Consider the following 21,915-nt stretch of genomic DNA (forward strand, 5'->3'; position numbering starts at 1 on the left):
CCTCAGCACGCAGACGTGCGGTCCACCAGGGTACGAGCGACGTCGCGGACCGTGCGCGTGGTGCTCCGCGCCATCGTCGTCAGGACGGTGAAGGCCTCGTCGGCCGTGCAGCGCCGATCGCCCATGATGATGCCCTTCGCCTGTTCGATGACAGCCCCACTGTCCATGGCCGCTTCGATGTGTCGGGAGAGGGTCGTCCAGGCTGCGTCGAGGTGGTCGTTGGCCATGGCGAGACTGGCGTAGCTGGCGAAGGTCTGCGCCACGGCGATGGTGTGATCGTCGAAGGCGTGGGGTTCGGTGGCGTAGAGGTTGAGCGCTCCGCCGATGGTGGCGTGGATCGGCAGGCCGATGGACAGGGAGCTGCGGGCTCCCGCCTGCAGCGCGCGGGCTGTCCAGTCCGGCCAGCGGCTCTCGGTTGCCATGTTGCTGATCGACTCGATGGTGGTGGCGGCGGCGGCTTGCAGGCAGGGGCCGAGGCCCAGCTCGTACTGCGACTCGTCGAGGGCCAGGGCGAGGCCGCGCACCGTGAACCGCCTCCTGGACCGTACGAGCCGAGCACGGGCCGTGGCACTGGGCAGGGGCGCGGGCGGTGGGTGACAGCCGGCGCTCGGGCACGGATATGCTGTAGTTCTGTGGCACGGCGCCTTGGATGGGCGTCGTCGAGACCAGCGTCAAAGAGTGGCGCGGATCCCGGACTCCGGATCAGGAGTCCTGCAGCGATCCGCGCATCCCACCAGATGCCCGGTGGTGGTACGCGCCCTCGTTAAGGACGCCCTGATGACGCACGTCGCACCCATGGACCCGCACGAGGCGTTCGCCGAGCTCGGCCGTATCCGACTCGCCGACATCGGCCTCGACGTCCTGCTGGACAAGATCGCGCAGCTGGCCAAGCGCACGATACCCGGGGCCAGCGAGGTCAGTGTCACCCTGCTGCACGGCAACAAGCCGCACACCGCCGCGTTCACCGGCGACCTCGCCCTCGCCCTCGACGAGAAGCAGTACGAACGTGGCTACGGCCCGTGCCTGCAAGCCGCGGAGAGCACCTCCAGCCTGATCGTGCCGGACACCGGCAGCGAGCAGCGGTGGCCCGGCTGGGCCCAGACCGCTGCCCAGGCCGGCGCGCACAGCTCCCTGTCGGTCGGCCTACCCGTGCACGAGCACGTCACCGGCGCCCTGAACATCTACGCCACCGCCCCTGGAGCCTTCGACGACGACGCGATCACGATCGCTCAGACGTTCGCCGGGTTCGCCGCCGTTGCCCTGGCCAACGCCCACCTGTACGAGACCCAGGCCACCCTGGCCGGGCACATGCAGAAGGCGATGGAGAGTCGGGCGGTGATCGAGCAGGCCAAGGGGATCCTCATGGGCGAGCGACGCTGCACTCCCGAGGAGGCCTTGGCCGTCCTCAGCAAGCTGTCGCAGGACACCAACCGCAAGCTGCGCGACGTCGCCTCGGCTCTGGTGGAAAACGCTCATCGCCGCCGACGGCCGTAGCGGCGGCAGCACGACGTAGCCCGATCAATCCGCGCGGTGAGGGGAACCAGCGAGCCGGTGGCACGCACTCCGGCTGGGCGGTAATCGGTGCACAATGGGCGTTCGGAGGTGATCAATGTGATTGGCGGGGAGAAGGTCCCGAAGCTGTGTCAGGTGGTGCTCGACTCCACCGATGCCAGGTCGCTCGCGGAGTTCTATCGGTCGTTGTTGGGCCTGGTGTACAAGCCTGGTCACGAGCCGCCGGAGCCGGGGCAGGCGGACGAGCGCGGTCACGACTGGCTCGTGCTGAGGACCACCGACGGCGCCCCGCAACTAGCCTTTCAGCAGGTGGACCAGGTGCCGTCGCCGACGTGGCCGGACGGTCAGGTGCCGCAACAGCTGCACCTGGATCTCAGCGTGGCCTCGATCGAGGAGTTGGAGGCACAGCACGACCGGGTGTTGGCCCTCGGCGGTCGGCTGCTGTCCGATCAGAAGGACGGTCCCGACGAACCGTTCCGGGTCTACGCCGACCCGGCCGGGCATCCCTTCTGCATCTTCGTCACCTGAGGAGGAGCCGGGCCGCTCCGAACCAACGAGTGCCGCAACCGCTCATCCAACTCCAACGCGTCACCGGCCCCGCCACGCGGGGGCTGACGAGCCATTCGGGCCTCGACCAGCGGGTACGGGGTGGATGGGGAGGTTACGCCTCGGCATCGGGTCGGCTGTGCACCACCAGCTCGTCGATCTCCAACCGGCCGACGCGCAGCTCCCGCACGACGGCCCGGCGGATCGCCAGCCGCCCGATGGCCAGCGCCCCGACGGCCACGGCCCCGACGGCCACGGCCCCGACGGCCATTGCCCCCACGGCGAGGGCACCGAGCGACGCTGCCCCCACAGCCCGCGCGCCCGTCGCCGCCGCGCCGTCAGCGCGCGTCCCGGTCATCCGCATCGGGCGTACCCCCACATCATTCCCCCATTGTCCGCGTACCGCTGGCCGCCCGCTCCCCACAGCTTCCGGATGTCACCCCATCGCAGCACCGGCGGGCCTGCGCCGTCCACGTTCTACGCAGTGTGGATCATCAGTGCCCCTTACCCAGCCAGCGACGCCAGGAGGGCTTCTCGGGGTCGACCTCCGTCATCGCGTCGGCGTCGGCCGGCTGCGGGTCGGGCGGCGCCGCGGAGGTGGGCGGGCGGATGTTCGGGTCGACCTTCACATACCCGCGGAAGCGGGGTGACGGCGATCGCTCGTTCAGCGTGGTCCCCTTCCGTGGTGCGGCCAGGTGCGGCACGATCGATGGTATTCCGTCCGGACCAGCGGGGGTCGCACGCGTGGGGTTACCGACGAGCCTTTTCAGCCTGGCGCTGTTCGTCGTGCTGCTGCTGCCCGGCTTCGCCTACCTGGCGGTCCGGGGCCGCACCGGCCCCGAACGGCCGATGAGCCCGTTGCGCGAGACGATCACCGTGGTCAGTGTCAGCCTGGTTGCGCTCGCCGCGGTGCTGGCCCTTGCCGGGCTGGCCCGGGTGCTGGCGCCCGGCCACACACCTTCCATCGGTGAGCTGCTCAAACACCCACACGAGTACGCCCTGCGGCACTACGTCACGTTGACCTGGTGGGCCGTGGGCCTGCTCGCGCTTGCGATCGTCGGGTCCGCTGGTGCGGCGTGGCTGCGGTCCGCGGCGCCGGGGCGGCCGCCCCACCCGTCGCAGATGTCGTCGTGGTGGCTGGCGTTCACCGAATACCCGGCCGACACGTTCGACATTCACGTCGGCTGCACCCTGGAGAACGGGAGCTACGTGACGGGCGTCGTCTACGCGTACCCCCAGACGATTGTGGACTCCGCGGACCGTGACCTGGTGCTCCGCCCACCCATCGCGGTGCGCCCGGCCGGCGCGGCGCAGCCGACGCCGCTCGCCAATGTCGGCCTCATGACAGTCAGCGCGCGTCGCATCGTGACAATGACGGTGGGGTACGTCCCACGGGAGGCACCGGATGCCAAACAGTCAGGGTGAGCCGGTCCACGTCGCGTGCCCCTCCTGCCGGCGGCATGCCTCGTACACCCTGTGGACCACCATCGACATCGCCGAGCGACCGGATCTGGAGCAGGCCATCCTCGCGGATCGGCTACGGGTCGGCGCCTGCCCGCACTGCGCGGCGGCAGTGCCGCTGCCGTCCGCGCCGCTGCTGATGTACCGCCCGGACCGGGTGCCGCCGCTGGTGCTGGCGTTCCGCCCAGAGGACGAGGGCGACCTGGTCGAGCTTATGAAACGGCTGATGGTGCCGCTGCGCCACGTACCCCGGATCTGGGATGGTCAAATTGCCACCGTCGCATGGACCGAACTGGGCCCGGCAGCGCGGTCCGAACTCGATTCGATGACCGGCACACCCGACGACCTGCGCAGCCTCGCCGACTCGGTCGAGTGGTTCTACGACGAGCCGTCCACCGAGATGAAGATGCTCGTCTGCTGGGCGGGCGGCGAGAAGTGTCTGGATGCGGCACTGTCCGGGAGGCACGGCGCAAAGGCGCTCGCCCGGCGCTATCTTGAGCGAGCCTTGACACACGCCGAAAACCTCGGCCTCGGGCCCGGTGCCGAACCGGATCCGCTGCGGCTGCACCAAGCCCTGGCACAGCTGCACCTGGAACTCGCCGAGAGCGCAGACGACCACGACCAAGGCCTCGACCATCTGCGAGCCGAAGCCGACGGCGCCCCGGACCGCAGCGAACAGCAGGCGCGAGCGCTCGGCAACTGGGGCGAAGCGCTGATGCATCGGCCCGGCGGAGACCGCGCATCCGACCTGGACGAGGCGATCGACGTGCTCTCCGCGTCCGCCGAGGCATGGGCGGCGCTGGACAATCGGGAGGCGTCCGCGCGGCAGGATCTCCAGGTTGTCAAGGCGCTGTCGCTCCGCGCCGAGATCGAGACGACACCGTCCGGAATCCACACCGTTCCGCCCGAGCAGGACGAGATCCTGCGGCGCTGCCAGCGGGCGGTCGAGACACTTACCGACCTCGGGTCGGACCACCTGTGGGCGGCACTGCTCGCACTCGGTAGCGCCCAGGCCCAGACGATCGATATCCAGCGCACCCGGGAGCAGATCTACGCCGCGGCGCTGGCGACCTTTCGGCGGGGCATCGATGTGACGCGCAACCACTCGGAACGGCGTGCCTACTTCCACCACAACATCGCCTCCCTGTACCGGCAGCACGGCGAGCTCGATCGCGCGGTCGCCAACTACGAGGCGGCCCTGGGGCTGGCCAACGGAGCACCGCTCGGCCTGCCACCCGAGCAGATCCAAGCCGACCTCGGCAACACCCTGCTTCTCCGGGCGGCGGCCGGCGACCACGACCGCGTGGAGGCATTGTTGACCGACGCCGCCACGCACCACGGGCGGGCTGGCCGCGACCGCGAACGCCGGGCGGTGCTGCGGGCGCTTGCCGACCAGCACTTCGATCGGGAGCGCTGGCGAGATGCGGCCGTGCGCTACCAGGAGGCATGGCAGGTGGACGACCATCTTTTCGGTGGAGTACGCACCGACAGTGGACGGCGGGCCGAACTGATCGGGGCAGGGCGGCTACACGCCCGGTGGGCCTACGCGTTGCTCCGCGACGGCCACGTCGAGGACGCCATGATCGTGCTGGAACGCGGCCGCACCCGCGCGCTGCGGCAGTCGGCGGCCCTGCCCGCCGCATCGGTGCTCGCCGACCTGCATGCCGCCGTCCCGGTCGACGGTGCTCTCGTCATGTTGCTGGCCACCTCGGCCGGTGGCGCCGCCATCATCCTGAGCGGCGAAACTCCGCGGTTGGTCCGGCTCGACCAATTCACCGACGCGAGGGCGCAGCACCTCCTCCAGATGCGGGCGCGGTTGTTCCCCGTCTCCGATGCGGAGTATGAGGCTCATTTCTACTCACCGTCGTTCCAGCACTCGAACATCATCGTCACCCCGCTCGAGGATGACGACATGCCCGCCCTGCAGAGCCAACTGTGGCGCCTGGCCATCAGCCGGATCGACGATGCGCTGCCGCCACGCACCCCAGTCCGGCTGCTTCCCGGCGGCGGCCTGGCGCTCCTACCCTGGTCGGTGGCGGCCCCACCCGTCAACGTGAGTGACATCTGGCTGGCCCGGCGCCAGATCTCGATCGCGCCGAGTGCGTTCGCGTTGCGCGTGGCCCACGCAGCGCCATCCCGGGCGGGCAGCGGCCTGCTGGTGGTCGCCGACCCCACCGGCGACCTGCCCTCGGCCCGGGCCGAGGCCGCCCTGATCGCCGGGCCGTCGACACCGCTCCTGATCGGGGCACAGGCCACACCCGCCGCCTTCCGGACGGCGCTGACGCGACACCGGCCACTCGTGCTCCACCTCGCCTGCCACGCCTACTACGACTGGGATGACCCGACCGGATCCCACCTCCGACTGCACGGAGGCGCCATCGGTATGGACGAGATGCGCGACGCGCTCGCCGGCGGCGGTGTGGAAACCGTGATCCTGTCGGCCTGTGACACCGGCGTGGCGACCGCCGGCCCGATCGCCGACGAGCTCGTCGGCTGGCCGGCCCTGTTCATGCGAGCCGGCGTGACCGCCGTGGTGAGTACACTATGGCCCGTCCATGACGTGGTCGCGGCGGTGCTGACGGCCGACCTTCACCGCCGCCTGGCTGCCGGCGACTCCCCGGCCTCGGCGCTCCGGGGCGCGCAGCTGTGGTTGTGCCAAGCCGGCCGGGATGAGGTCCTGGCCAGGCTGACAGGCGACAGCGACGCGGTGGTCGCGCTGCGCGACGAGATCCGGGCGGAGTGGACCCGACCGGTGCCGTTCGACGATCCCGCCCACTGGGCGGCGTTCGTGCTCACCTCATGACGAGCAGCGGTAGGTGCGGAGTCGAGGGCCGCTACCAGGCCACCCGGGCACGAGGGGAGCACTGCGCCAGGAGGGGTTCCGCCGGTTGGCCGATCGTCTCGAGATCGTCACCGTGACCGACGATCCGATCCGCGATCTCACGGCGATGGGAGCCGCCTACGTGTCCAACGCCGCGGCCGATCCCGATCTCTACCGGGTCATGTTCGACGACGGGTTCGCACTCGACGACCCGGCGCAGGCCGACGGGACGCTGCTGCATCTGGTCCGCGCCATCGAACGCGCCAGGTCCGCCGGCCGGCTCGGTCCGGATGTCGACCCCTCGGACCTGGCGACACAGAGCTGGGCCATCGGACATGGCCTGACCTCGCTGATCACGGCCGGCCCGCTGCCCTTCTCAGCCTTCGCGCTCGGCGTTCCCATGCTGACCGCCATCTACGTCGCCAACGGCGACGACCCCGGCCGCTGCCGGCGGTCGGTCGCGCTCGGCTGGAGCGAGATCGACACCACTCCGGGCGCCAGTACGCCGGTACCCGGAGGCGCTCCGGCGAAGAAGCGGAGGCGAGCTCCGCACTTCACAGGCTGACCGAGGCCGCAGTTGCGGACATGCCGACGTCGGCAGCGCCAACTCCGTCTCAATTCAGTCGATATGGCTGTGTCGGCCGCAAGTCCCTGCCTCCGTCAACACCACTTGCTACCGTGACCGTCCCTACTTCCGTCGTGGGGGTGTGCGTGACGATGACCAAGGTTCTCCGGCTGATCGGATACTGGGACGGTCCGGCGGTTTCGGAAACGCTGCCCGATGTCTGCGACTTTGTGATCGCCGACGCCAACGTCACTCTGCAACGGACTGTGGCGGCGTACCTCCGATCCGGCACGGTCTTCACCGCCGCTGCGGGCGTGTCCATCTGCCGACTCTGTGGTGCCGCAAACGGCAGCACCGAGCAGACCGACGGAGAGCATTTCGTGTGGCCTGAGGGCCTGGCCCACTACGTCGAAGAACACGACGTCCGTCTGCCCGACGAGGTCGCTGCTGTCGCTCTCTCCGGCGTGGCTGCACCTGTCGACTCCGAGTGGTTCGAGCACTCGGTGCTGGAGACCGGTGAGCTGAGGATCGATGAGGACTGGTGGCGCGGCCTGGCCGGGGTGAGCTCTGCTGGCCCTGGTATCGAGCATCTGTCTGGCTGTAGACGAAGCGAGTCGACGGCGAGTTGGGACCTGCCCACCAGCGCCGACATCTACGTCGATCGGGTGCCACCGGAAGCCGTGACGACTCTGGTCCAGCTCCGACGACTGCTCGGCGCCCCATGGCCGTTTTCCGGCCTTCGTGACCTGCTCGCCTCCCAACCACTCCTCGCCGCCGTCGGCAACCCGTCCATGCTGTATCGCACACTGACCATGTCACCAGACCTCCGGCCGTATCTCTTCTACCGCACGGAAGGTGGGCTCATGCCAGTGTGGTCCGATACCTGAACGTCGCCAACCCTGCTGCACGACCGTGCGATCAGATCGAGCGATGACTGTCGTACCCGTGTGTGAGGCTTCGGGGCATGGCGACTTTCGTACTGATCCACGGGGGCGGCGGCAGCGCCTGGGACTGGCACCTCCTTGGCCCCGAGCTGACCAGCCGCGGCCACGACGTGGTGACACCGGAACTGCCGATCGAGGACAACTCCGCGGGGTTCGCCGAGTTCTCGCAGACGGTCGTCGACGCGATCGGTGACCGGAGCGACCTCGTGGTCGTCGGGCACTCGTACGGCGCGTTCACCGCACCGCTCATCGCCGACAAGCTACCGGTGCGGCGGCTCGTCCTGCTCACGCCGATGATCCCCAAACCCGGGGAGCGACCCGGTGACTGGTGGGCCAACACCGACTACCGCGGCGCGGAAGGGCTCAGCGAGGAGCAGCAGTTCTACAACGGCGTGCCCGCCGACATCATCGCCGAGGCAGCGGCACACACCAGGGACCAGGTCAGCGCGGAGGGCAACGAGCCGTGGCCCCTGCGCGCCTGGCCAGACGTCCCCACGACCGTGCTCCTCGCGCGCGCGGACCAGTTCTTCCCGGCCGACTTCCAGCGCCGGGTAGCCGCCGACCGACTCGGCGTCGTCCCAGACGAGATGGACGGCGGCCACGCAGTGGCACTCAGCCACCCCCAACAACTCGCCGACCGGCTGACCGCGTACCCGCCGCGCTGAAGGCGGGACACCACCAGCCATCCCGGTACGCTACGGGCGCCTCGGCGCGCCACTACTGGTCAGATCTGCGACGGCACTCTTCGATGGTCGACACATGCTGCTCGGCTCACGCCCCGGACCGCTGCCAGCGGGGTGTCCAAGGCGAGACCCAGGTTGGTCAGCGCGTAATGGACCGGCGGCGGCACGGTCGCCTCGGTTGGCCGGCCAGGGCAGCGCATCCGCGCGGACGTGGTTCCCCTCGGGCAGGCGGTCAGGGGGTGCAGAACGTCGCTGGCTCGGTGAGGTCGAGCTCCGTGCATTCCCATCCGGTGCCCTGGTCGTGGTATCGCCAGCCCGTGGCGGCCGTGTGATGGAACAGGTAGATGACGCTGCTGGCATCCGGGCGTTGCACGTCGGCCGCCGCCCACGTCTCGACGCACTCCACGTCCCTGGGAGCGAAAGACCAGCCCGCGGGCAGTTCGACCAGGGTCCCGAGGGTCTGCGTCGATGGACACCCGGGACCCCGGGATCCGTCACTGGTGGGTGCGGAGGCCGGTGGCGAAGGGGGGTCGGACCGGCGGTTGGCGGCGACGGCGACCGTGGCGCCGATGGCGAACACCACCGCCGCGGCCGCGGCACCGGTGGTGACCGCCATCCGCCGTTGTGTCTGCCGCGACCTGCGCAGGGCACGCTCGTACATGTCAGCGGTACCGCCGTGCTCGCTCAGATCGGCCATGGCCTGGCGCAGCGGCCCGAGGTTGTCGGTCATCAGGCCCCCTCCAGCACAGCCGACAGCAGCTCAGGCGCTATCTCCCGCATACGCGTCAACGCCTTGCTGGTCTGACTCTTGATCGTGCCCACCGAGCACTGCAACAGTTCCGCGGCCTCAGCCTCGCTGCGGTCCTCGAAGAACCGCACCACCAGCACGGCACGTTGCCGCTGGGTGAGGCGGCCGAGAGCCTGGTGCAAGGCCAACTTCAGATCAGTACGACGAGCATGGTCACTGCCGGGCTCAGCCACGTCGGCCAACTCCCCCGGCAACGACTCAGCCACCTTGCGACGCCGCCACCAGCTCACATGCTGGTGATACATGGCGGTACGGGTGTACGCCTCGAAATGCCCCGGATCATGCAACCGACGCCGACCCCGATGCGTACGGGCCAGCGCGTCCTGCACCAGGTCCTCGGCGAGGTGCCGGTCACCGGTCAGCAGAAACGCCGTCCGCAGCAACGCAGGAGAGCGGGTCCGAACGAACTCACAGAACAGATCGTCGATGGAGTCCGCCATGCCCCGCTCGTTCCCCCCACGTACCCCAAAGTCCTTCAGGCAGCGGCGGCGTCGATGCGGCCAGTTGACTGTGGGACACACCGTAGCGGGTGTGCCCCCACAGCAAGCGACCGCGGTCTACCCGATCAGGAGATGCAGAACGGCGCCTCCTTGAGGCCGAGGTCCACGCAGTCGTATCCGCTGCCGTCGCCGTAGTACTTCCAGCCCGTGCCGGCCACGAAGTGGAACAGGTACCAGCCGTCCCCGGCGGTCGGGCCCTGCGGATCGGCTCCCGCCCAGTCCTGTACACACTGGACAGTGCCGAAGGTCCAGCCCTTCGGCAGCTCGACCAGCTTCTCCAGGGTCTTCGCCGAAGGGCACTCGGCACTCCCACCCGCCGGGGCGGCCACCGCAGGCGACGCACTGGGGGCGCCGGTGGCGGCAGCGGCGGAGGTCGGAGCAGATGCGGTCGGGGTGGGGCCGGGTGCCGGCTTGGCGCCGCAGGCGGGGAGTGCGAACAGGACGGCGGCGAAGGGCAGGAGCAGAAGAGGACGTACAGACATTTCCGGACCCCTATGGATCGTGGCGATCGTCGCTTACACCCGGGTACATGCGATCCATCGCCCACAGGTTGCCGCCAACCACAAAGATCTTCAGAAATTTCTGGCGACCCCCTCCGGGACGGCACCGGTCGCGCGAGCGCCCGGCACGCCGATGTCGCCTTGAAGGGTCACCGCACGGTTCGGGCGCGGATGCCCGTTGGCCAGTCCGAGTTCACCGCGTCTCTCTACCTTGCCATCGGATCACCGCCGAGGCGCAGGTGATCCTTCGCTCTTGACGAAATGAGGATTGATGGCGGTAAGCAAGCGGGTGGGCCTGGGTGCCGCGGTGGCCGCGCTGATCCTGACGCTGCCGGGGGCCGCGTCCGCAGCCGAGCAGAGTACGCGGAACCGCGCCGAGCTGATCAGGTTCGCCATGCTGCCGGCGGCGACGTTCGTTCCCGGTAGCGAACCATCCGGCTCGTCACTCGGCACTGCCCCGATCAACGGCATCATCCCGCCGTTCGTCGACCAACCGGTCCAGGGGTTCAGCGGCGTCCTTCGCAACGCCGACGGCACCTTCGACGTGTTGTCCGACAACGGTTTCGGCAACAAGGCCAACAGCGCCGACTTCCTGTTGCGTGTCCAGCGGGTCGCGCCCGGCTTCGCCAGCGGCGCCGTCGACGTTGTCGGCGGCGTCAACCTGACCGATCCGTACGGCAAGGTTCCGTTCGCTCTCACCCGCGCCGACCGCGTGCTCACCGGTGCCGATTTCGACGTCGAGTCGATCAGTCGGACGGCCGACGGCACGTACTGGATCGGTGACGAATTCGGCCCCTACCTGCTGCACTTCGACCGCGCGGGACGCCTACTCCAGGCGCCGGTGCCACTGCCGGGAGTGTTCGCCCCCGAGAACCCGACCCGCGGTACGACCCCGGCCAATCTCTCCAGCAGCAAGGGCTTCGAGGGCATGGCCCAGTCACCGGACGGCGCCACGCTCTATCCCCTACTCGAGGGCACGGTCGCGGGCGACCCGACGGGCACGCTCCGGCTCAACGAGTTCGACGTCAGGACCAACACCTACACCGGTCGGCGCTGGACGTACGCGCTCGACGCTGCCGACCACGCGATCGGTGACGCGATCATGGTCGACCGCGACCGCTTCCTGATCATCGAACGGGACAACGGCCAGGGTGAGACGGCGAAGGTGAAGAGGATCTACCTGGCCGACAAGCGCGACCGGAACCGGGACGGGCGCCTCGACAAGACCCTCGTCGCCGACCTGATGAACATCGCCAACCCACGGCACGTCGGCGGGTTCGGCAACACCTTCACATTCCCGTTCCAGACCATCGAGGACGTGGTGATCCTCGACGACCGCACGATCGCCGTCCTCAACGACAACAACTTCCCGTCCTCCTCGGGCCGCACCGCCGGCCGAGCGGACAACAACGAGTTCATCGTGATCAAGCTGGACCGCGGCCTGGATGCCGACAAGCGCATCCTGCGCCGCTACTGACCCGGCACCAGGGGTAACCCATCTCCACGGCAGGCCTGGGACAGCTCATCGAGCGGCTGTCCCAGGCCTGTTCGCCGGCGAAACGGTCGTGCAGGTCAACGTCCGCCTCATTCCCCGGACACGCCGCCACGGACACCGGAACCCACCGACCCCGACGCGGCTCTCAGGGCGGCGGCGAAACGCTGCGGCTCAGCCGGTGCCATCACCACGAGGCTGAGGTGCGGTGCGCTCTGCACCGTCAGGTACTCGTTGGTGAACGACATCACTCCGAACGCCGGGTGCCACAGGGTCTTCACGTGGTGCTGCCACGTGGAGACGGTCTGGTCGTGCCACAGCTGCCGAAATTCGGGGCTGCGCTCGGAGAGCTCGGTGGTGATCTCGGCGAGCCGGGGATGGCCGGGGTACTGCCCGGAGTGCAGGCGCAGCAGCCCGACCAAGTCGGCGGCGGCACCTGCCCACTCCGCTCCCCACCGCTCGCGGGCCTCCGGGGCCAGCATCGTCCACCGGACGGCGTTTCGGTGGTGGGCGGGCATCGTCGCGAAGTCGGTGTACAGGAATGCCGCCGCGGCGTTGAAATACGCCACGTCCAGCATGGGCTGCAGCACCCCCGCCGGGGTGTCACCGAACGCCTCGACCAGCTGCCGTACCCGTTCGTCGGCGGGATCGCCGGGGTCGGCGGCCGGCTGCGGCTCGGCGACGTGTGCGAGCGCGAACAGATGCCGGCGCTCGTCATCGGTCAGGCACAGCGTACGGGCGACGCTGCTCAGCACCCCCGGCGACGCGGTGGGCTGCCGCCCCTGTTCGAGGCGCGCGTAGTAGTCGACGCTCACGCCGGCGAGTTGAGCCACCTCTTCGCGGCGCAGCCCCGGGACCCGCCGCCGGTGCCCGCTCGGCAGGCCGACGCGACGAGGCTCTACGCGGCTGCGCCGATCACGCAGGAAGGCGGCCAGAGCTTCATTACGAATCACCCCGCGAAGGTTACGCGAGGGTGGGCATCCGATTCCTAGGTAATGGTGTGCCTGGTACACCACGCCGACCGGTGGTTGCCTCAATCCTGCGGGCGTTACTCGAGAAGTGGATAGACATGCAGATTTCGACAATAAGCTCCGGCGGTTTCGAGGGTCGGCGTCAGCCCTGTGATGCACATCCCTAGCGGGTCACATGTCCTGCGCCGTAGCTGTCAGGGCGTCGACCCAGTGACGGGTCAGCTCGGACCGTCCGGGATTTCGGAGCAGAGCGGCAGGGCCTCGGGCCGCCTCCTGGAAGGTCACCTCGGTGCCACCTCCGGGCCATTCGAGCATCAGCCAGGACTGGTAGAAGCTCAGTTCGCCGCTCACCGCCGCCCAGCCGAATCGGCTCGGCCAGACGATCTCACCCACGATCCCGTCCAGCCGGTGGGGCGTGGCGACGACCACGAAGCGACTGCCGACAGCGATTTCGCCCGTGACGTCCGTTCGCTCCACACCACGCTGCCACTTCGGCCAGGTCGGTACCGCCGTCAACTGGGCGAAAACGACAGCGGGCGACGCCGTCAGTCGGCGCCGGTGGCTGACGAAGCTGTCGCAGCAGTCTGGCCCCCAGCCGGGCGGCCAGTGGATACGAGGGTGCGGTTCGTTACTCACGGCACCAGCGTGGATGTGGCCCGGCTCGCATAGCACCTGTCACATGACTGTCGCGGCGTCCTCGGTCGAGGGCGGACCAGCACGTCGGCAGGTGATCTTCGCGGGTGGCAAGGTTCCGCAGTGCTGCAGGCCTAGGAGATAAACGCAGTGACACTGATCGGCCGAACCGAGGACGTCACCTCGATCCGGGATTTCTTCGAGAAGGCAGGCATCCACGGCGGCGCGCTTCTCCTCGTCGGCGATGCCGGGGTGGGCAAGACCGCCGTTCTCGACGAGTTCGCCGCCGGCCAGGCCGAGCGCGGCACCCGAGTCCTCCGCGCCGCCGGCGTGCAGTTCGAGGCGGACGTCAACTATTCGGCGCTCAATCAGCTTCTCTTTCCGCTCGGTGACGAGATGCCCGTACTCAGCGAGGCACATCGCGCAGCGCTGCGCCGCGCGCTCGGTTTCGAGGTCGGCCCGGTATCGGACCGGCTCGTCGTCTCCAACGCGGCGCTCATCTGGCTACGGTCCGTCGCGGCGGAAGCCCCGATCCTGATCGTCGTGGATGACCTGCACTGGGTCGACCGGGCGAGCGCGGAGGTTCTGAGTTTCGTGTCCCGCCGCCTGGTCGGTAGTCCGATCGTCTTCCTCGCGGCGTGCCGGTCGGCTGAGCGAGGGTTCTTCGCCGAAGGCGGGCTGCCGGCGATGGCTCTGCCGCCGCTGCGCGCCGCGGCGGCGGCGAGCCTGGTGGAACGACACTTTCCTGAGCTCGCACCGGCGGTTCGCCGCCGACTGCTCGCCGCGGCCGCCGGCAACCCCCTGGCGCTGCTCGAACTGCCCTCCGCGTTGAACAGCGATCAGCGGACGGATTTCACGTCGCTGCCCTCCGTCCTGCCGCTGTCCGAACGTCTCCAGGCGATGTTCGTGTCCCGGGTACGCGGCCTGCCGGACCCTTGCCGCCTGATGCTCCTGCTCGGTGCGCTCGGCGGCCACACCGACATGGCGCACCTGCGATCGGCCGGCGGTGCCGTGTGCTCTCCGGACGACCTGGCACCGGCGGAGGAGAAACGCCTGGTACAGGTGAGCACCAGCCGGCTGGGGTTCCGGCACCCGCTGATCGGGGCCGCCGTGGTCGAGGCGTCGACGGAGCGCGAACGGCGTTGGGCACACGGGGCGCTGGCCGAGACCACAGCTGTCCCCGAACGCCGTGTTCGCCACCTGGCCGAGTCGGCTGAGGGCGCCAGTCCGGAGATCGCCTTTCAACTCGAGGTCGCGGCCCGAGCCCTGCTCCGGCAGGGGGACGCGATCGGCGCGGTGACCGCCCTCACGCGAGCTGCCGACCTCAGCCCGTCCGCCGTCGACCGCAGCCGTCGTCTGGCCGAGGCCGCGTACATCGGTGCCGACGCCGGCGGCGAGATGACGGCCGCCAGACGGCTGCTGGGCGACGCGCGCCGAGGTGGTTCCCTCGACGCCCATTCACTGCCTGCCGCGGCCGCCGCCGCTCATCTTCTGGTCAACTCCGACGGCGACGTGCTGACGGCTCATCGGTTGCTGGCCGGTGCCATCGAGGCCGGGGAACACGGATTCGACGGCACGGATCCCGACCTCGTCGAGGCCATGCACACCCTGCTGCTCATCAGCTGGTGGGTGGGCACCGACCAGACCTGGGAGGTCTTCCACGGGTTGCTGCGGCGGCTGACGCCGCGGCCCGAGGCCGTGTTGCAGGCCACCGCTGCGATCTTCCCCGATCCGGCCCGTGCAGGTGTCGAGCAGGTCGACGCCCTGGACGTGCTGATCGACACCGTGGCCACGAACGACGATCCCACCCGTCTCATCCGGATCGGCACCGCTGCGGTGTTCGCCGATCGGCTCCCCCTGCTGCGGGAGTCGGAGCGGCACCTCGCGCAGCTGGGTCGCGAAGGGCGATCGCCAGCTCGTCGCCATCTCGGCGCGCTCATGCACCTGGGCCTCGACGGCTTCTTCGCGGGCCGGTGGGACGAGGCATGGGAGCTGGCCGACGAGGGACACACGCTCTGCGCCGAGCACGGGTTCCGGTTCTTCCGCTGGTACTTCCACTACGTGCACGCGCTGGTTGCCGCCGGGCGCGGGGAGATCGAGGCCTCTGCCCAGCTCACCGATGACATGTTCCGCTGGGGTGTGGCGCGCCAGGCGCTCGGCGTGACCTATTTCGCGCTGCAGGCGCGGGCGCTCAATGACATCGGGGCCGGCGACTACGCGGCCGCGTTCCAGCACGCGCGCCAGATCAGTGCGCCGGGCCAGCTGGCCTCCCATCGGCCGACCGCCCTCTGGGCCGGCTTCGACCTGGTGGAAGCGGCCCTGCACCTCGGTCACCACGGCGAGGCGGCAGCACATGCGGGCGTCCTGAGCAGGGCCCGACTGGGTGATCTCTCGCCACGCCTGCGGTTGCTGACGTCGGCAGCGGCCGCGTTGACCACGGACGATGGCGCTGCGCGCGACCTGTTCGAGGCGGCGCTGGCGACACCTGATCTGGAGCAGTGGCCGTTCGACCTGGCGCGGGTGCGCCTGGCGTACGGACAGCAGTTGCGTCGGCGGCGGGAGATCGCGGCGGCGCGGGAGCAGCTCACCAGCGCGCATGACGCGATGGCCGCGCTGGGCGCCCGGCCCTGGCGGGACCGTGCCGCCAACGAGCTACGCGCCACGGGGATGACGCGCCTTTCCGGGTCGGACGCCGGGACGCCGACGTTGACGGCGCAGGAACGGGAGATCGCCGATCTGGCCGGTGCGGGCCTCACCAACAAGCAGATCGCTCAGAAGTTGCTGATCTCGCACAGAACGGTCAGTGATCACCTGTACAAGATGTTCCCCAAGCTCGGAATCACGTCGCGTGCGGCTCTACGAGATGCACTGGGCGCCTACGACCGGCGCAGCTAAGGCCTGACATCACGCTGGGGCCGGCCCCGGAAGCGGGGGACGGTCTGCCCCGGGCCATGCTCCGGGCGACTCCGCCGGCAGGTCGACCTCTTCGGTCTCCGTGCGGAAGACCTTCATGCCTCGGGCCTGGTAGTTCTTCAGCGCGGCCGGACCATCGAGGGTGCAGGTGTGCACCCAGACGCGCCGGACCGGTTGGAGGGCTGGCCACCGCTCGGCCAGGCTCCACGCCCGCTGCAACGCGACGGTCAGCAGATGGCCGCCGAGGCCGTGGCCGACGAATGCCGGCAACAGGCCGAAGTAGGCGAGTTCCACCTCGCCCTCGCGGTGGCCGTCGAGTTCCACGTAACCGACGGGGGTGCCGCGGACCGTGGCCAGCCAGGTCTCGACACCGGGCCGGTCGAGCCAGTCGTACCACTGCCGCCAGCTCCAGGTGAGCCGCTCGAGCCAGAACCAGTCGCCGCCCACGCCGGCGTACAGATATCTGTTCAGTTCGGGACTCGGCAGTTCGACCCGGGTCAGGGTCATGGGCGTGGCTGGTGGCGTAGCGGCACGGATATCGGCTGCGTTGTGTTGCTCAAGACACCAGGTAGTGATCTTCACCTCCGCGAGCATTCCATTCGCGACCAGGGACAACCACGTGTTTCGCCTCACGCCACAAGGACCAACGACGGCCAGACATGTGACAGATGCTGCGGCCGTGACCGGTCACCGATGGTGAACCCCGACAGCGATCATCCAACGAGGAGGTGCCATGGGAAGCAGTCTGCGGTCACTACGGCTCACCCGGGCGAAACCGACGGACTCGAGTTCCAGGGCAACGGTATGCCGGTGAATCAGACGCCCCTCAGAGGCAGAGCCCAAGAAACGGAATTGATCGGGCAGCGGCTGCGCGAGGCGGGCACCGGACGGGGAAGCGTCCTGATCCTCGAAGGCCGCCCGGGCCTGGGGAAGACAGCACTACTGCGCACGGCCGCCGACAACGCCAGACGTATGGGTATCCGGGTCGGCTGGGGTGCGGTCACGGCCAGCGATCAGGCGGTGCCGATGGGACCATTCGTCTCGGCCCTGTTCGACGGTGACGAGCCACTGGCTGATCCGCAGGAGCGCGGCCGGCTGCACTATCTGCTGGAGCAGCGCCACAGGTTGCTGGACGAGCTGGCGGCCCTGCTGGAACAGGCCGTGCGGCGTACCCCGATCCTGATCTGCCTCGACGACGTGCAGTGGGCGGACACCGGATCGCTTGTCGCCCTGCAGACGCTGCCGTCTCGCTTGGCGACCGTACCGATCGTCTGGCTGGCGGCGTTCCGGGCTGGTCAGACTCCGCCCGGTCCGCAGGCGACCATGGAGGCCCTGCGCAGGTCGGGTGCCGACTCCCTGCTGCTGGCGCCGCTCGAGGCGCAGGCCACCAGGGAGGTCGTCACCGACGTCGTACGGGCCCGGCCCGATCAGGCGCTGCTCGCTCTGGCGCAACGGGCGCACGGCAGTCCCTTCCTGCTGATGGAAATGCTCCGTGGTCTGGAGGAGGAACGGCTGCTCCGGATCGAAGCCGGCTGTGCGTCGCTGATCGAGGCGAAGCTTCCACGGCGGGTACGAGACAGCATGCGTGACCGGCTCTCCCGGATGTCGGAGATGGCCGGCCGCCTGGCCAGTGTCGCGGCAGTGCTGGGAAGAGCCTTCTCGTTCGAGCAACTCGCGGCGATCCTGGACGTGTCTCCGGTGGCGCTGCTCGCTCCGGTCGACGAGCTGTTACGTGCCGAGCTGTTCGTCGAGGTCGACGGTTCTCTGGGCTTCCGGCACGACCTCCTGCGGGAGGCGGTGCAGGCAACCCTGCCGGCATCCGCGTACCGGGCCCTGCAACGGCAGGCGGTCAACGCGTTGCTCGCCACACAGGTCCCTCCGGTGGAGGTTGCGGCGGCCCTCGCGGCCAGCGCCGTGAAGGGCGACATCGCCGCCGCACGCACCCTGCAGGCCGCTGCCACCGCCCTGTCCGCCTCGGACCCGAGCATCGCCGCCGATCTCTGCTCGCGCGCACTTCAGATCACGCCGGACGAGGACCCGCTGCGCGGGTCGCTGGCCGCTCAAACGATCCTGCTGCTGCACGCCGCCGGGCGGATGGGCGAGGGCAAGGACCTCGCCGACGGGGTGCTGCGGCAGTTCATGCCGGTGGACCAGGAGGCGGAGGTACGGCTGGCCCTCGCCGGCATGATCGCGCTGGCGCCGGACGTCCGAGCAGCCGCCGGTCGTCGCGCGCTCGAGTTGCCGTCGTTGTCCCCCACCCTGCGTGCCCGGCACCTCGCGGTCCTCACGCACAACCTGCTGATGGCGGGAGAACCGGCGCAGGCGCGGGCGCTCCTACCCGATGCCCGCGACATGGTCGTGACGAGCGCCGACCCGACGGCCGCGTTCGCTCTCGAACTCGCCGAGGGCGGGCTGGCGTACGCCGACGGCGACTTCCGGCGCTCCCTCGAACTGATCAACAGCGCCGCGCGCGCCGGAGGCGGGGCAGCCGACCCGCCCCGAGCGATGCTGGCACGCGAATGGCACTGCGAACTCCTCGCGCTGCTGGACCGGTACGACGAGTCGTTGCAGATCACCGGCGAGTGCCTGACGGCCGCACAACAGGGCCGTCAGGGCTGGGGGGTACGGCTCTGGGAGGCGTGGCACGGCCGGCAACTGCTCCAGGTGGGCCGCCTCGCCGACGCTTCCGCCGCGCTGGAGGCAGCCGTTGAGATATCGGACGGGCACGCCATGGTGGGTGTGCTCGAAGCCGCGACTGTCGTCGCGCTCGGCCGGGTCGCGATGCACAGCGGCGACGCTCTCCAGCTCAAGCGATGCATCGGCATCATGCGGGAGGTCCGCAGCACGGAGGCGCCCGGAGTACGTCGTCACGCCGCATGGCTGCTGGCCCACCAGGCGTCGGCCCTGGGTGATCTGGCGGAGTTGCGCCGGCAGTTGGGTGTCCTGGGCGAGCAGGAACGACTCACCCTCCTGCCGCTGTTCCCCCAGGACGTGACGGATCCGGTTCACCTCGTCCGGATGGCCGTGGCGATCGGGGACAGCGATCTGGCCGAGGCCATGGTGGAGGTGGCTGCCGATCGGTTGCGCCGCAACCCCGGGGTGCTCTCGCTGGAGGGCGTCGCGGCGCACACGCGTGGCATCGCCACCGGATCACTCGACGACCTGGTCGAGGCGACACAGTGGTTCAGGCATGGTCCGCGACCACTCGCCGCCGCGTCCGCTCTGGAGGACGCCGGTGTCGCCGCGAACGCGCACGGTCGCCAGGACGAGGCGGTCGCCATGCTCGGGCGGGCTCTCGAGACCTACACCCGGGCCGGGGCGACCTGGGACGCGGGCAGGGTCCGTGGCCGCCTGCGTGAACTGGGCGTACGACGCCGGCTATCGACAGTGGTGCGACCCCAGCAGGGTTGGGCCGCTCTCACGCAGTCCGAGCTCGACGTCGTGCGGCTCGTGGCGCAGGGCATGACAAACCGTACCGTCGCCGAGAATCTCTTCCTGTCGGCGCACACCGTCAGCACGCACCTTCGCCACGCCTTCGGCAAGCTGGGTATCAGATCCCGGGTCGAGCTGACGCACCTCATGGCGCGGCACGAGCACAGCGCGGCTTGACCGCATGCGCGCCGGTCCGGCCGGCGACAGGCCCCTGCCACCGTCGAACGACGGCGGCCGGGGCTTACTCGTCGTTGTGGGGCGCCACCACACCTGGCGGATTGGCGGCTCACTCTCCACGAGATAGCGGTTCACGTGATCGTGCGATGTGGCCGGCGACCAACGCTGCGATTGTTGTGTCAGACAACGCGGCAGGGAGAAACCATGGAGGCAAGGCAGTCGAACACCATTGTCCTGGTGCACGGCCTGTGGGTCACCTCACGCAGCTGGGAATACTGGATCGAGCATTACCGCAGGGCCGGATATCACGTTGTCGCCCCAGCGTATCCGGGCCTCGACATCGAGGTCGAGGAGTTACGGAAGGATCCAACGCCGATCGCGGACCTGACGATCGAGGGCGTCGCGGCGCACTACGAGAGAATCGTCCGCGCAATGACCAACCCGCCGATTCTGATGGGTCATTCGTTCGGCGGCACGATCGTCCAGATGCTGCTCGACCGAGGGCTGGGCGCGGCAGGTGTCGCCATCGACTCGGTGCCGGTCAAGGGCGTCCGCACCGTGCCGTTCAGCCAGGCCAGGGCGGCCTTCCCCGTGCTCGGCCGCCTCGCCAACCGGCACCGGGCGGTGCCGCTGACCCTGGCCCAGTTCCGCTACGCCATCAGTAACAGCGGCACGGAGGAAGAGACCCGGGCGGCCTACGACCGGTACTACGTTCCGGGAGCGGGGCGGATCGTCTGGGACGGCGTACTGGCGAACTTCACCCCGCGGGCGGCCACTCGGGTGAACTTCGCCAATGCCGAGCGGGCGCCGTTGCTCTTCATCTCCGGCGGAGCGGATCACCTCATGCCGCCGTCGGTGAACCAATCGAACTACCGTCACTACGCCCGCCGCTCCGACGCGATTGTCGCTTACGCGGAATTCGCGGGTCGTTCCCATTTCACCATCGGTGAGCCAGGCTGGCAGGACGTTGCCGACTATGCGCTCAGCTGGGCCGAGAAACCGCAGGCGATCGACGAGAAGATTCCTGCCGGCGCCCGAGTCTAGTTCCGCCGAATTATTCGCTCTGGCCGGCGTAGGCCGGCTCGGCAAGAATGGAGCACAACAGATGGCGTACATCAAGGTGGGAGAGGAAAACTCCACCGACATCGAGCTGTACTACGAGGACCACGGCACCGGCCGACCGGTGGTGCTCATCCACGGGTTCCCCCTCAGTGGACGCTCGTGGGAGAAGCAGGAGGCCGCACTGCTCGACGCCGGCCACCGGGTGATCACCTACGACCGGCGCGGCTTCGGGCGGTCCAGCCAACCGGCCGGCGGTTACGACTACGACACCTTCGCCGGTGACCTCGACACGCTCCTGGAAACCCTCGAACTCGACGATGTCACGCTCGTGGGCTTCTCGATGGGCACCGGTGAGGTCGTCCGCTACCTGGGCACTCGCGGCTCGGCCCGGGTACGTCGGGCGGCCCTGCTCGGGCCGCTCGGACCGTTCCTGCGCAAGACCGATGACAACCCCGAAGGTGTCGAGACGGCGTTCTTCGAGGGCATCAAGTCCGCCATTCGGGCGGATCGGCCGGCCGCGATCAAGTCGTTCCTCGACAACTTCTACAACATGGATGTCCTCGGCGGCACCCTGGTCAGCGACTCCGCCTGGCAGGACAGCTTCAACGTGGCGCTGGGCGCCTCTCCCATCGCCGCGGTGACGTGCGTCGACGCGTGGCTGGAGGACTTCCGCGACAACATCGCGTCGATCGACGTGCCGGTGCTTGTCGTCCAGGGCGACGCGGACCGGATCCTGCCGCCGCCGGTCACCGGCAATCGGTTGCCCGCGCTGCTGCGCGACGTACGGCATGTCCAGATCGAGGGCGGCCCGCACGCGATCGGCTGGACTCACGCCGAGCAGGTGAACCAGGAGCTCATCGCCTTCCTCGGCTGAGCCGGCACGCACACCCTCAAC

21 protein-coding genes are annotated in these 21,915 nt (G+C 69.4%); 12 read left to right on the forward strand and 9 right to left on the reverse strand.

Annotation, left to right across the window (positions count from 1 at the left end; translation table 11 throughout):
- Positions 1 to 2: 2 nt before the first annotated feature.
- A complete protein-coding gene (locus AB0C25_RS04865; protein WP_357369690.1) occupies positions 3 to 524 on the reverse strand; it encodes a GAF and ANTAR domain-containing protein in 522 nt (173 codons plus the stop codon).
- A 253-nt stretch (positions 525 to 777) separates the two neighbouring features.
- Between AB0C25_RS04865 and AB0C25_RS04870 the strand changes: the two genes are divergently transcribed.
- Both AB0C25_RS04870 and AB0C25_RS04875 read left to right on the forward strand, forming a co-directional pair.
- Positions 778 to 1,494: a GAF and ANTAR domain-containing protein gene (locus AB0C25_RS04870; RefSeq protein WP_357369692.1), complete on the forward strand. Its 717-nt coding sequence runs from the start codon at positions 778 to 780 to the stop codon at positions 1,492 to 1,494.
- A gap of 108 nt (positions 1,495 to 1,602) precedes the next feature.
- Positions 1,603 to 2,040 carry a VOC family protein gene (locus AB0C25_RS04875; protein ID WP_357369693.1) on the forward strand — a complete coding sequence of 146 codons (438 nt, stop codon included), beginning with the start codon at positions 1,603 to 1,605 and terminating at the stop codon, positions 2,038 to 2,040.
- 133 nt (positions 2,041 to 2,173) lie between these two features.
- Here AB0C25_RS04875 and AB0C25_RS04880 read toward each other — a convergent pair whose 3' ends face one another.
- Both AB0C25_RS04880 and AB0C25_RS04885 read right to left on the reverse strand, forming a co-directional pair.
- Positions 2,174 to 2,416: a hypothetical protein gene (locus AB0C25_RS04880; protein WP_357369695.1), complete on the reverse strand. Its 243-nt coding sequence runs from the start codon at positions 2,414 to 2,416 to the stop codon at positions 2,174 to 2,176.
- Positions 2,417 to 2,552: 136 nt separating this feature from the next.
- Entirely contained in the window at positions 2,553 to 2,762 is a 210-nt protein-coding gene (locus AB0C25_RS04885) for a hypothetical protein (RefSeq protein ID WP_357369697.1), read from the reverse strand.
- A gap of 40 nt (positions 2,763 to 2,802) precedes the next feature.
- Here AB0C25_RS04885 and AB0C25_RS04890 point away from each other — a divergent pair, with 40 nt between their 5' ends.
- The 5 genes from AB0C25_RS04890 to AB0C25_RS04910 all read left to right on the forward strand — a co-directional run bounded on the left by AB0C25_RS04890 (position 2,803) and on the right by AB0C25_RS04910 (position 8,514).
- Positions 2,803 to 3,483 (forward strand): DUF6338 family protein, encoded by a 681-nt coding sequence (locus AB0C25_RS04890; protein ID WP_357369699.1) that lies wholly within the window; start codon positions 2,803 to 2,805, stop codon positions 3,481 to 3,483.
- Positions 3,464 to 6,322 carry a CHAT domain-containing protein gene (locus AB0C25_RS04895; RefSeq protein ID WP_357369701.1) on the forward strand — a complete coding sequence of 953 codons (2,859 nt, stop codon included), beginning with the start codon at positions 3,464 to 3,466 and terminating at the stop codon, positions 6,320 to 6,322. The genes AB0C25_RS04890 and AB0C25_RS04895 overlap by 20 nt, the downstream gene beginning before the upstream one ends.
- Positions 6,323 to 6,407: 85 nt before the next feature.
- Complete coding sequence (locus AB0C25_RS04900) at positions 6,408 to 6,905, forward strand: TetR-like C-terminal domain-containing protein (protein WP_357369703.1); 498 nt, start codon at positions 6,408 to 6,410, stop codon at positions 6,903 to 6,905.
- 146 nt (positions 6,906 to 7,051) lie between these two features.
- Positions 7,052 to 7,792 (forward strand): hypothetical protein, encoded by a 741-nt coding sequence (locus tag AB0C25_RS04905; protein ID WP_357369705.1) that lies wholly within the window; start codon positions 7,052 to 7,054, stop codon positions 7,790 to 7,792.
- Between the two features lie 77 nt (positions 7,793 to 7,869).
- Positions 7,870 to 8,514, forward strand: a complete 645-nt coding sequence (locus tag AB0C25_RS04910) for an alpha/beta hydrolase (protein ID WP_357369707.1) — start codon at positions 7,870 to 7,872, stop codon at positions 8,512 to 8,514.
- A gap of 250 nt (positions 8,515 to 8,764) precedes the next feature.
- Here AB0C25_RS04910 and AB0C25_RS04915 read toward each other — a convergent pair whose 3' ends face one another.
- The 3 genes from AB0C25_RS04915 to AB0C25_RS04925 all read right to left on the reverse strand — a co-directional run bounded on the left by AB0C25_RS04915 (position 8,765) and on the right by AB0C25_RS04925 (position 10,322).
- The gene (locus tag AB0C25_RS04915; protein WP_357369709.1) at positions 8,765 to 9,262 is read right to left on the reverse strand and encodes a hypothetical protein; all 498 of its coding nucleotides are present in this window, start codon (positions 9,260 to 9,262) and stop codon (positions 8,765 to 8,767) included.
- Complete coding sequence (locus tag AB0C25_RS04920) at positions 9,262 to 9,780, reverse strand: SigE family RNA polymerase sigma factor (protein ID WP_357369711.1); 519 nt, start codon at positions 9,778 to 9,780, stop codon at positions 9,262 to 9,264. The genes AB0C25_RS04915 and AB0C25_RS04920 overlap by 1 nt, the downstream gene beginning before the upstream one ends.
- 125 nt (positions 9,781 to 9,905) lie before the next feature.
- Positions 9,906 to 10,322: a hypothetical protein gene (locus AB0C25_RS04925; protein ID WP_357369713.1), complete on the reverse strand. Its 417-nt coding sequence runs from the start codon at positions 10,320 to 10,322 to the stop codon at positions 9,906 to 9,908.
- 289 nt (positions 10,323 to 10,611) lie between these two features.
- Between AB0C25_RS04925 and AB0C25_RS04930 the strand changes: the two genes are divergently transcribed.
- Positions 10,612 to 11,817, forward strand: coding sequence for an esterase-like activity of phytase family protein (locus AB0C25_RS04930; protein ID WP_357369715.1), 1,206 nt, complete (start codon positions 10,612 to 10,614; stop codon positions 11,815 to 11,817).
- Positions 11,818 to 11,924: 107 nt separating this feature from the next.
- Here AB0C25_RS04930 and AB0C25_RS04935 read toward each other — a convergent pair whose 3' ends face one another.
- A complete protein-coding gene (locus AB0C25_RS04935) occupies positions 11,925 to 12,785 on the reverse strand; it encodes a helix-turn-helix transcriptional regulator (RefSeq protein WP_357369717.1) in 861 nt (286 codons plus the stop codon).
- A 189-nt stretch (positions 12,786 to 12,974) separates the two neighbouring features.
- Positions 12,975 to 13,439: a hypothetical protein gene (locus tag AB0C25_RS04940; protein WP_357369719.1), complete on the reverse strand. Its 465-nt coding sequence runs from the start codon at positions 13,437 to 13,439 to the stop codon at positions 12,975 to 12,977.
- Between the two features lie 147 nt (positions 13,440 to 13,586).
- Here AB0C25_RS04940 and AB0C25_RS04945 point away from each other — a divergent pair, with 147 nt between their 5' ends.
- Complete coding sequence (locus AB0C25_RS04945) at positions 13,587 to 16,331, forward strand: AAA family ATPase (RefSeq protein ID WP_357369721.1); 2,745 nt, start codon at positions 13,587 to 13,589, stop codon at positions 16,329 to 16,331.
- Positions 16,332 to 16,340: 9 nt separating this feature from the next.
- Here AB0C25_RS04945 and AB0C25_RS04950 read toward each other — a convergent pair whose 3' ends face one another.
- Positions 16,341 to 16,856 carry a GNAT family N-acetyltransferase gene (locus AB0C25_RS04950; RefSeq protein ID WP_357369723.1) on the reverse strand — a complete coding sequence of 172 codons (516 nt, stop codon included), beginning with the start codon at positions 16,854 to 16,856 and terminating at the stop codon, positions 16,341 to 16,343.
- 297 nt (positions 16,857 to 17,153) lie between these two features.
- On the opposite strand from AB0C25_RS04950, the gene AB0C25_RS04955 reads away from it, so the two are divergent.
- From AB0C25_RS04955 to AB0C25_RS04965, 3 genes are all read left to right on the forward strand, one after another.
- Positions 17,154 to 19,958: an AAA family ATPase gene (locus AB0C25_RS04955; RefSeq protein WP_357369725.1), complete on the forward strand. Its 2,805-nt coding sequence runs from the start codon at positions 17,154 to 17,156 to the stop codon at positions 19,956 to 19,958.
- 204 nt (positions 19,959 to 20,162) lie between these two features.
- On the forward strand, positions 20,163 to 21,002 hold the full coding sequence (locus tag AB0C25_RS04960; RefSeq protein WP_357369727.1) for an alpha/beta fold hydrolase: 840 nt from the start codon (positions 20,163 to 20,165) through the stop codon (positions 21,000 to 21,002).
- Between the two features lie 61 nt (positions 21,003 to 21,063).
- The gene (locus AB0C25_RS04965; protein WP_357369729.1) at positions 21,064 to 21,894 is read left to right on the forward strand and encodes an alpha/beta hydrolase; all 831 of its coding nucleotides are present in this window, start codon (positions 21,064 to 21,066) and stop codon (positions 21,892 to 21,894) included.
- Positions 21,895 to 21,915 lie beyond the last annotated feature (21 nt).

Origin of the sequence: Micromonospora sp. NPDC048839, from assembly GCF_040649915.1 — a bacterium.
Taxonomy (GTDB): domain Bacteria; phylum Actinomycetota; class Actinomycetes; order Mycobacteriales; family Micromonosporaceae; genus Micromonospora.

Bases quoted from the DNA above. Each gene is read 5' to 3' on its own strand.
- AB0C25_RS04955 (WP_357369725.1), top strand. From the start codon at position 17,154: ATGCCGGTGAATCAGACGCCCCTCAGAGGCAGAGCCCAAGAAACGGAA.
- AB0C25_RS04870 (WP_357369692.1), top strand. From the start codon at position 778: ATGACGCACGTCGCACCCATGGACCCGCACGAGGCGTTCGCCGAGCTC.
- AB0C25_RS04965 (WP_357369729.1), top strand. From the start codon at position 21,064: ATGGCGTACATCAAGGTGGGAGAGGAAAACTCCACCGACATCGAGCTG.
- AB0C25_RS04925 (WP_357369713.1), bottom strand. From the start codon at position 10,322: ATGTCTGTACGTCCTCTTCTGCTCCTGCCCTTCGCCGCCGTCCTGTTC.
- AB0C25_RS04880 (WP_357369695.1), bottom strand. From the start codon at position 2,416: ATGACCGGGACGCGCGCTGACGGCGCGGCGGCGACGGGCGCGCGGGCT.
- AB0C25_RS04920 (WP_357369711.1), bottom strand. From the start codon at position 9,780: ATGGCGGACTCCATCGACGATCTGTTCTGTGAGTTCGTTCGGACCCGC.
- AB0C25_RS04915 (WP_357369709.1), bottom strand. From the start codon at position 9,262: ATGACCGACAACCTCGGGCCGCTGCGCCAGGCCATGGCCGATCTGAGC.
- AB0C25_RS04960 (WP_357369727.1), top strand. From the start codon at position 20,163: ATGGAGGCAAGGCAGTCGAACACCATTGTCCTGGTGCACGGCCTGTGG.
- AB0C25_RS04910 (WP_357369707.1), top strand. From the start codon at position 7,870: ATGGCGACTTTCGTACTGATCCACGGGGGCGGCGGCAGCGCCTGGGAC.
- AB0C25_RS04930 (WP_357369715.1), top strand. From the start codon at position 10,612: ATGGCGGTAAGCAAGCGGGTGGGCCTGGGTGCCGCGGTGGCCGCGCTG.
- AB0C25_RS04950 (WP_357369723.1), bottom strand. From the start codon at position 16,856: ATGACCCTGACCCGGGTCGAACTGCCGAGTCCCGAACTGAACAGATAT.
- AB0C25_RS04895 (WP_357369701.1), top strand. From the start codon at position 3,464: ATGCCAAACAGTCAGGGTGAGCCGGTCCACGTCGCGTGCCCCTCCTGC.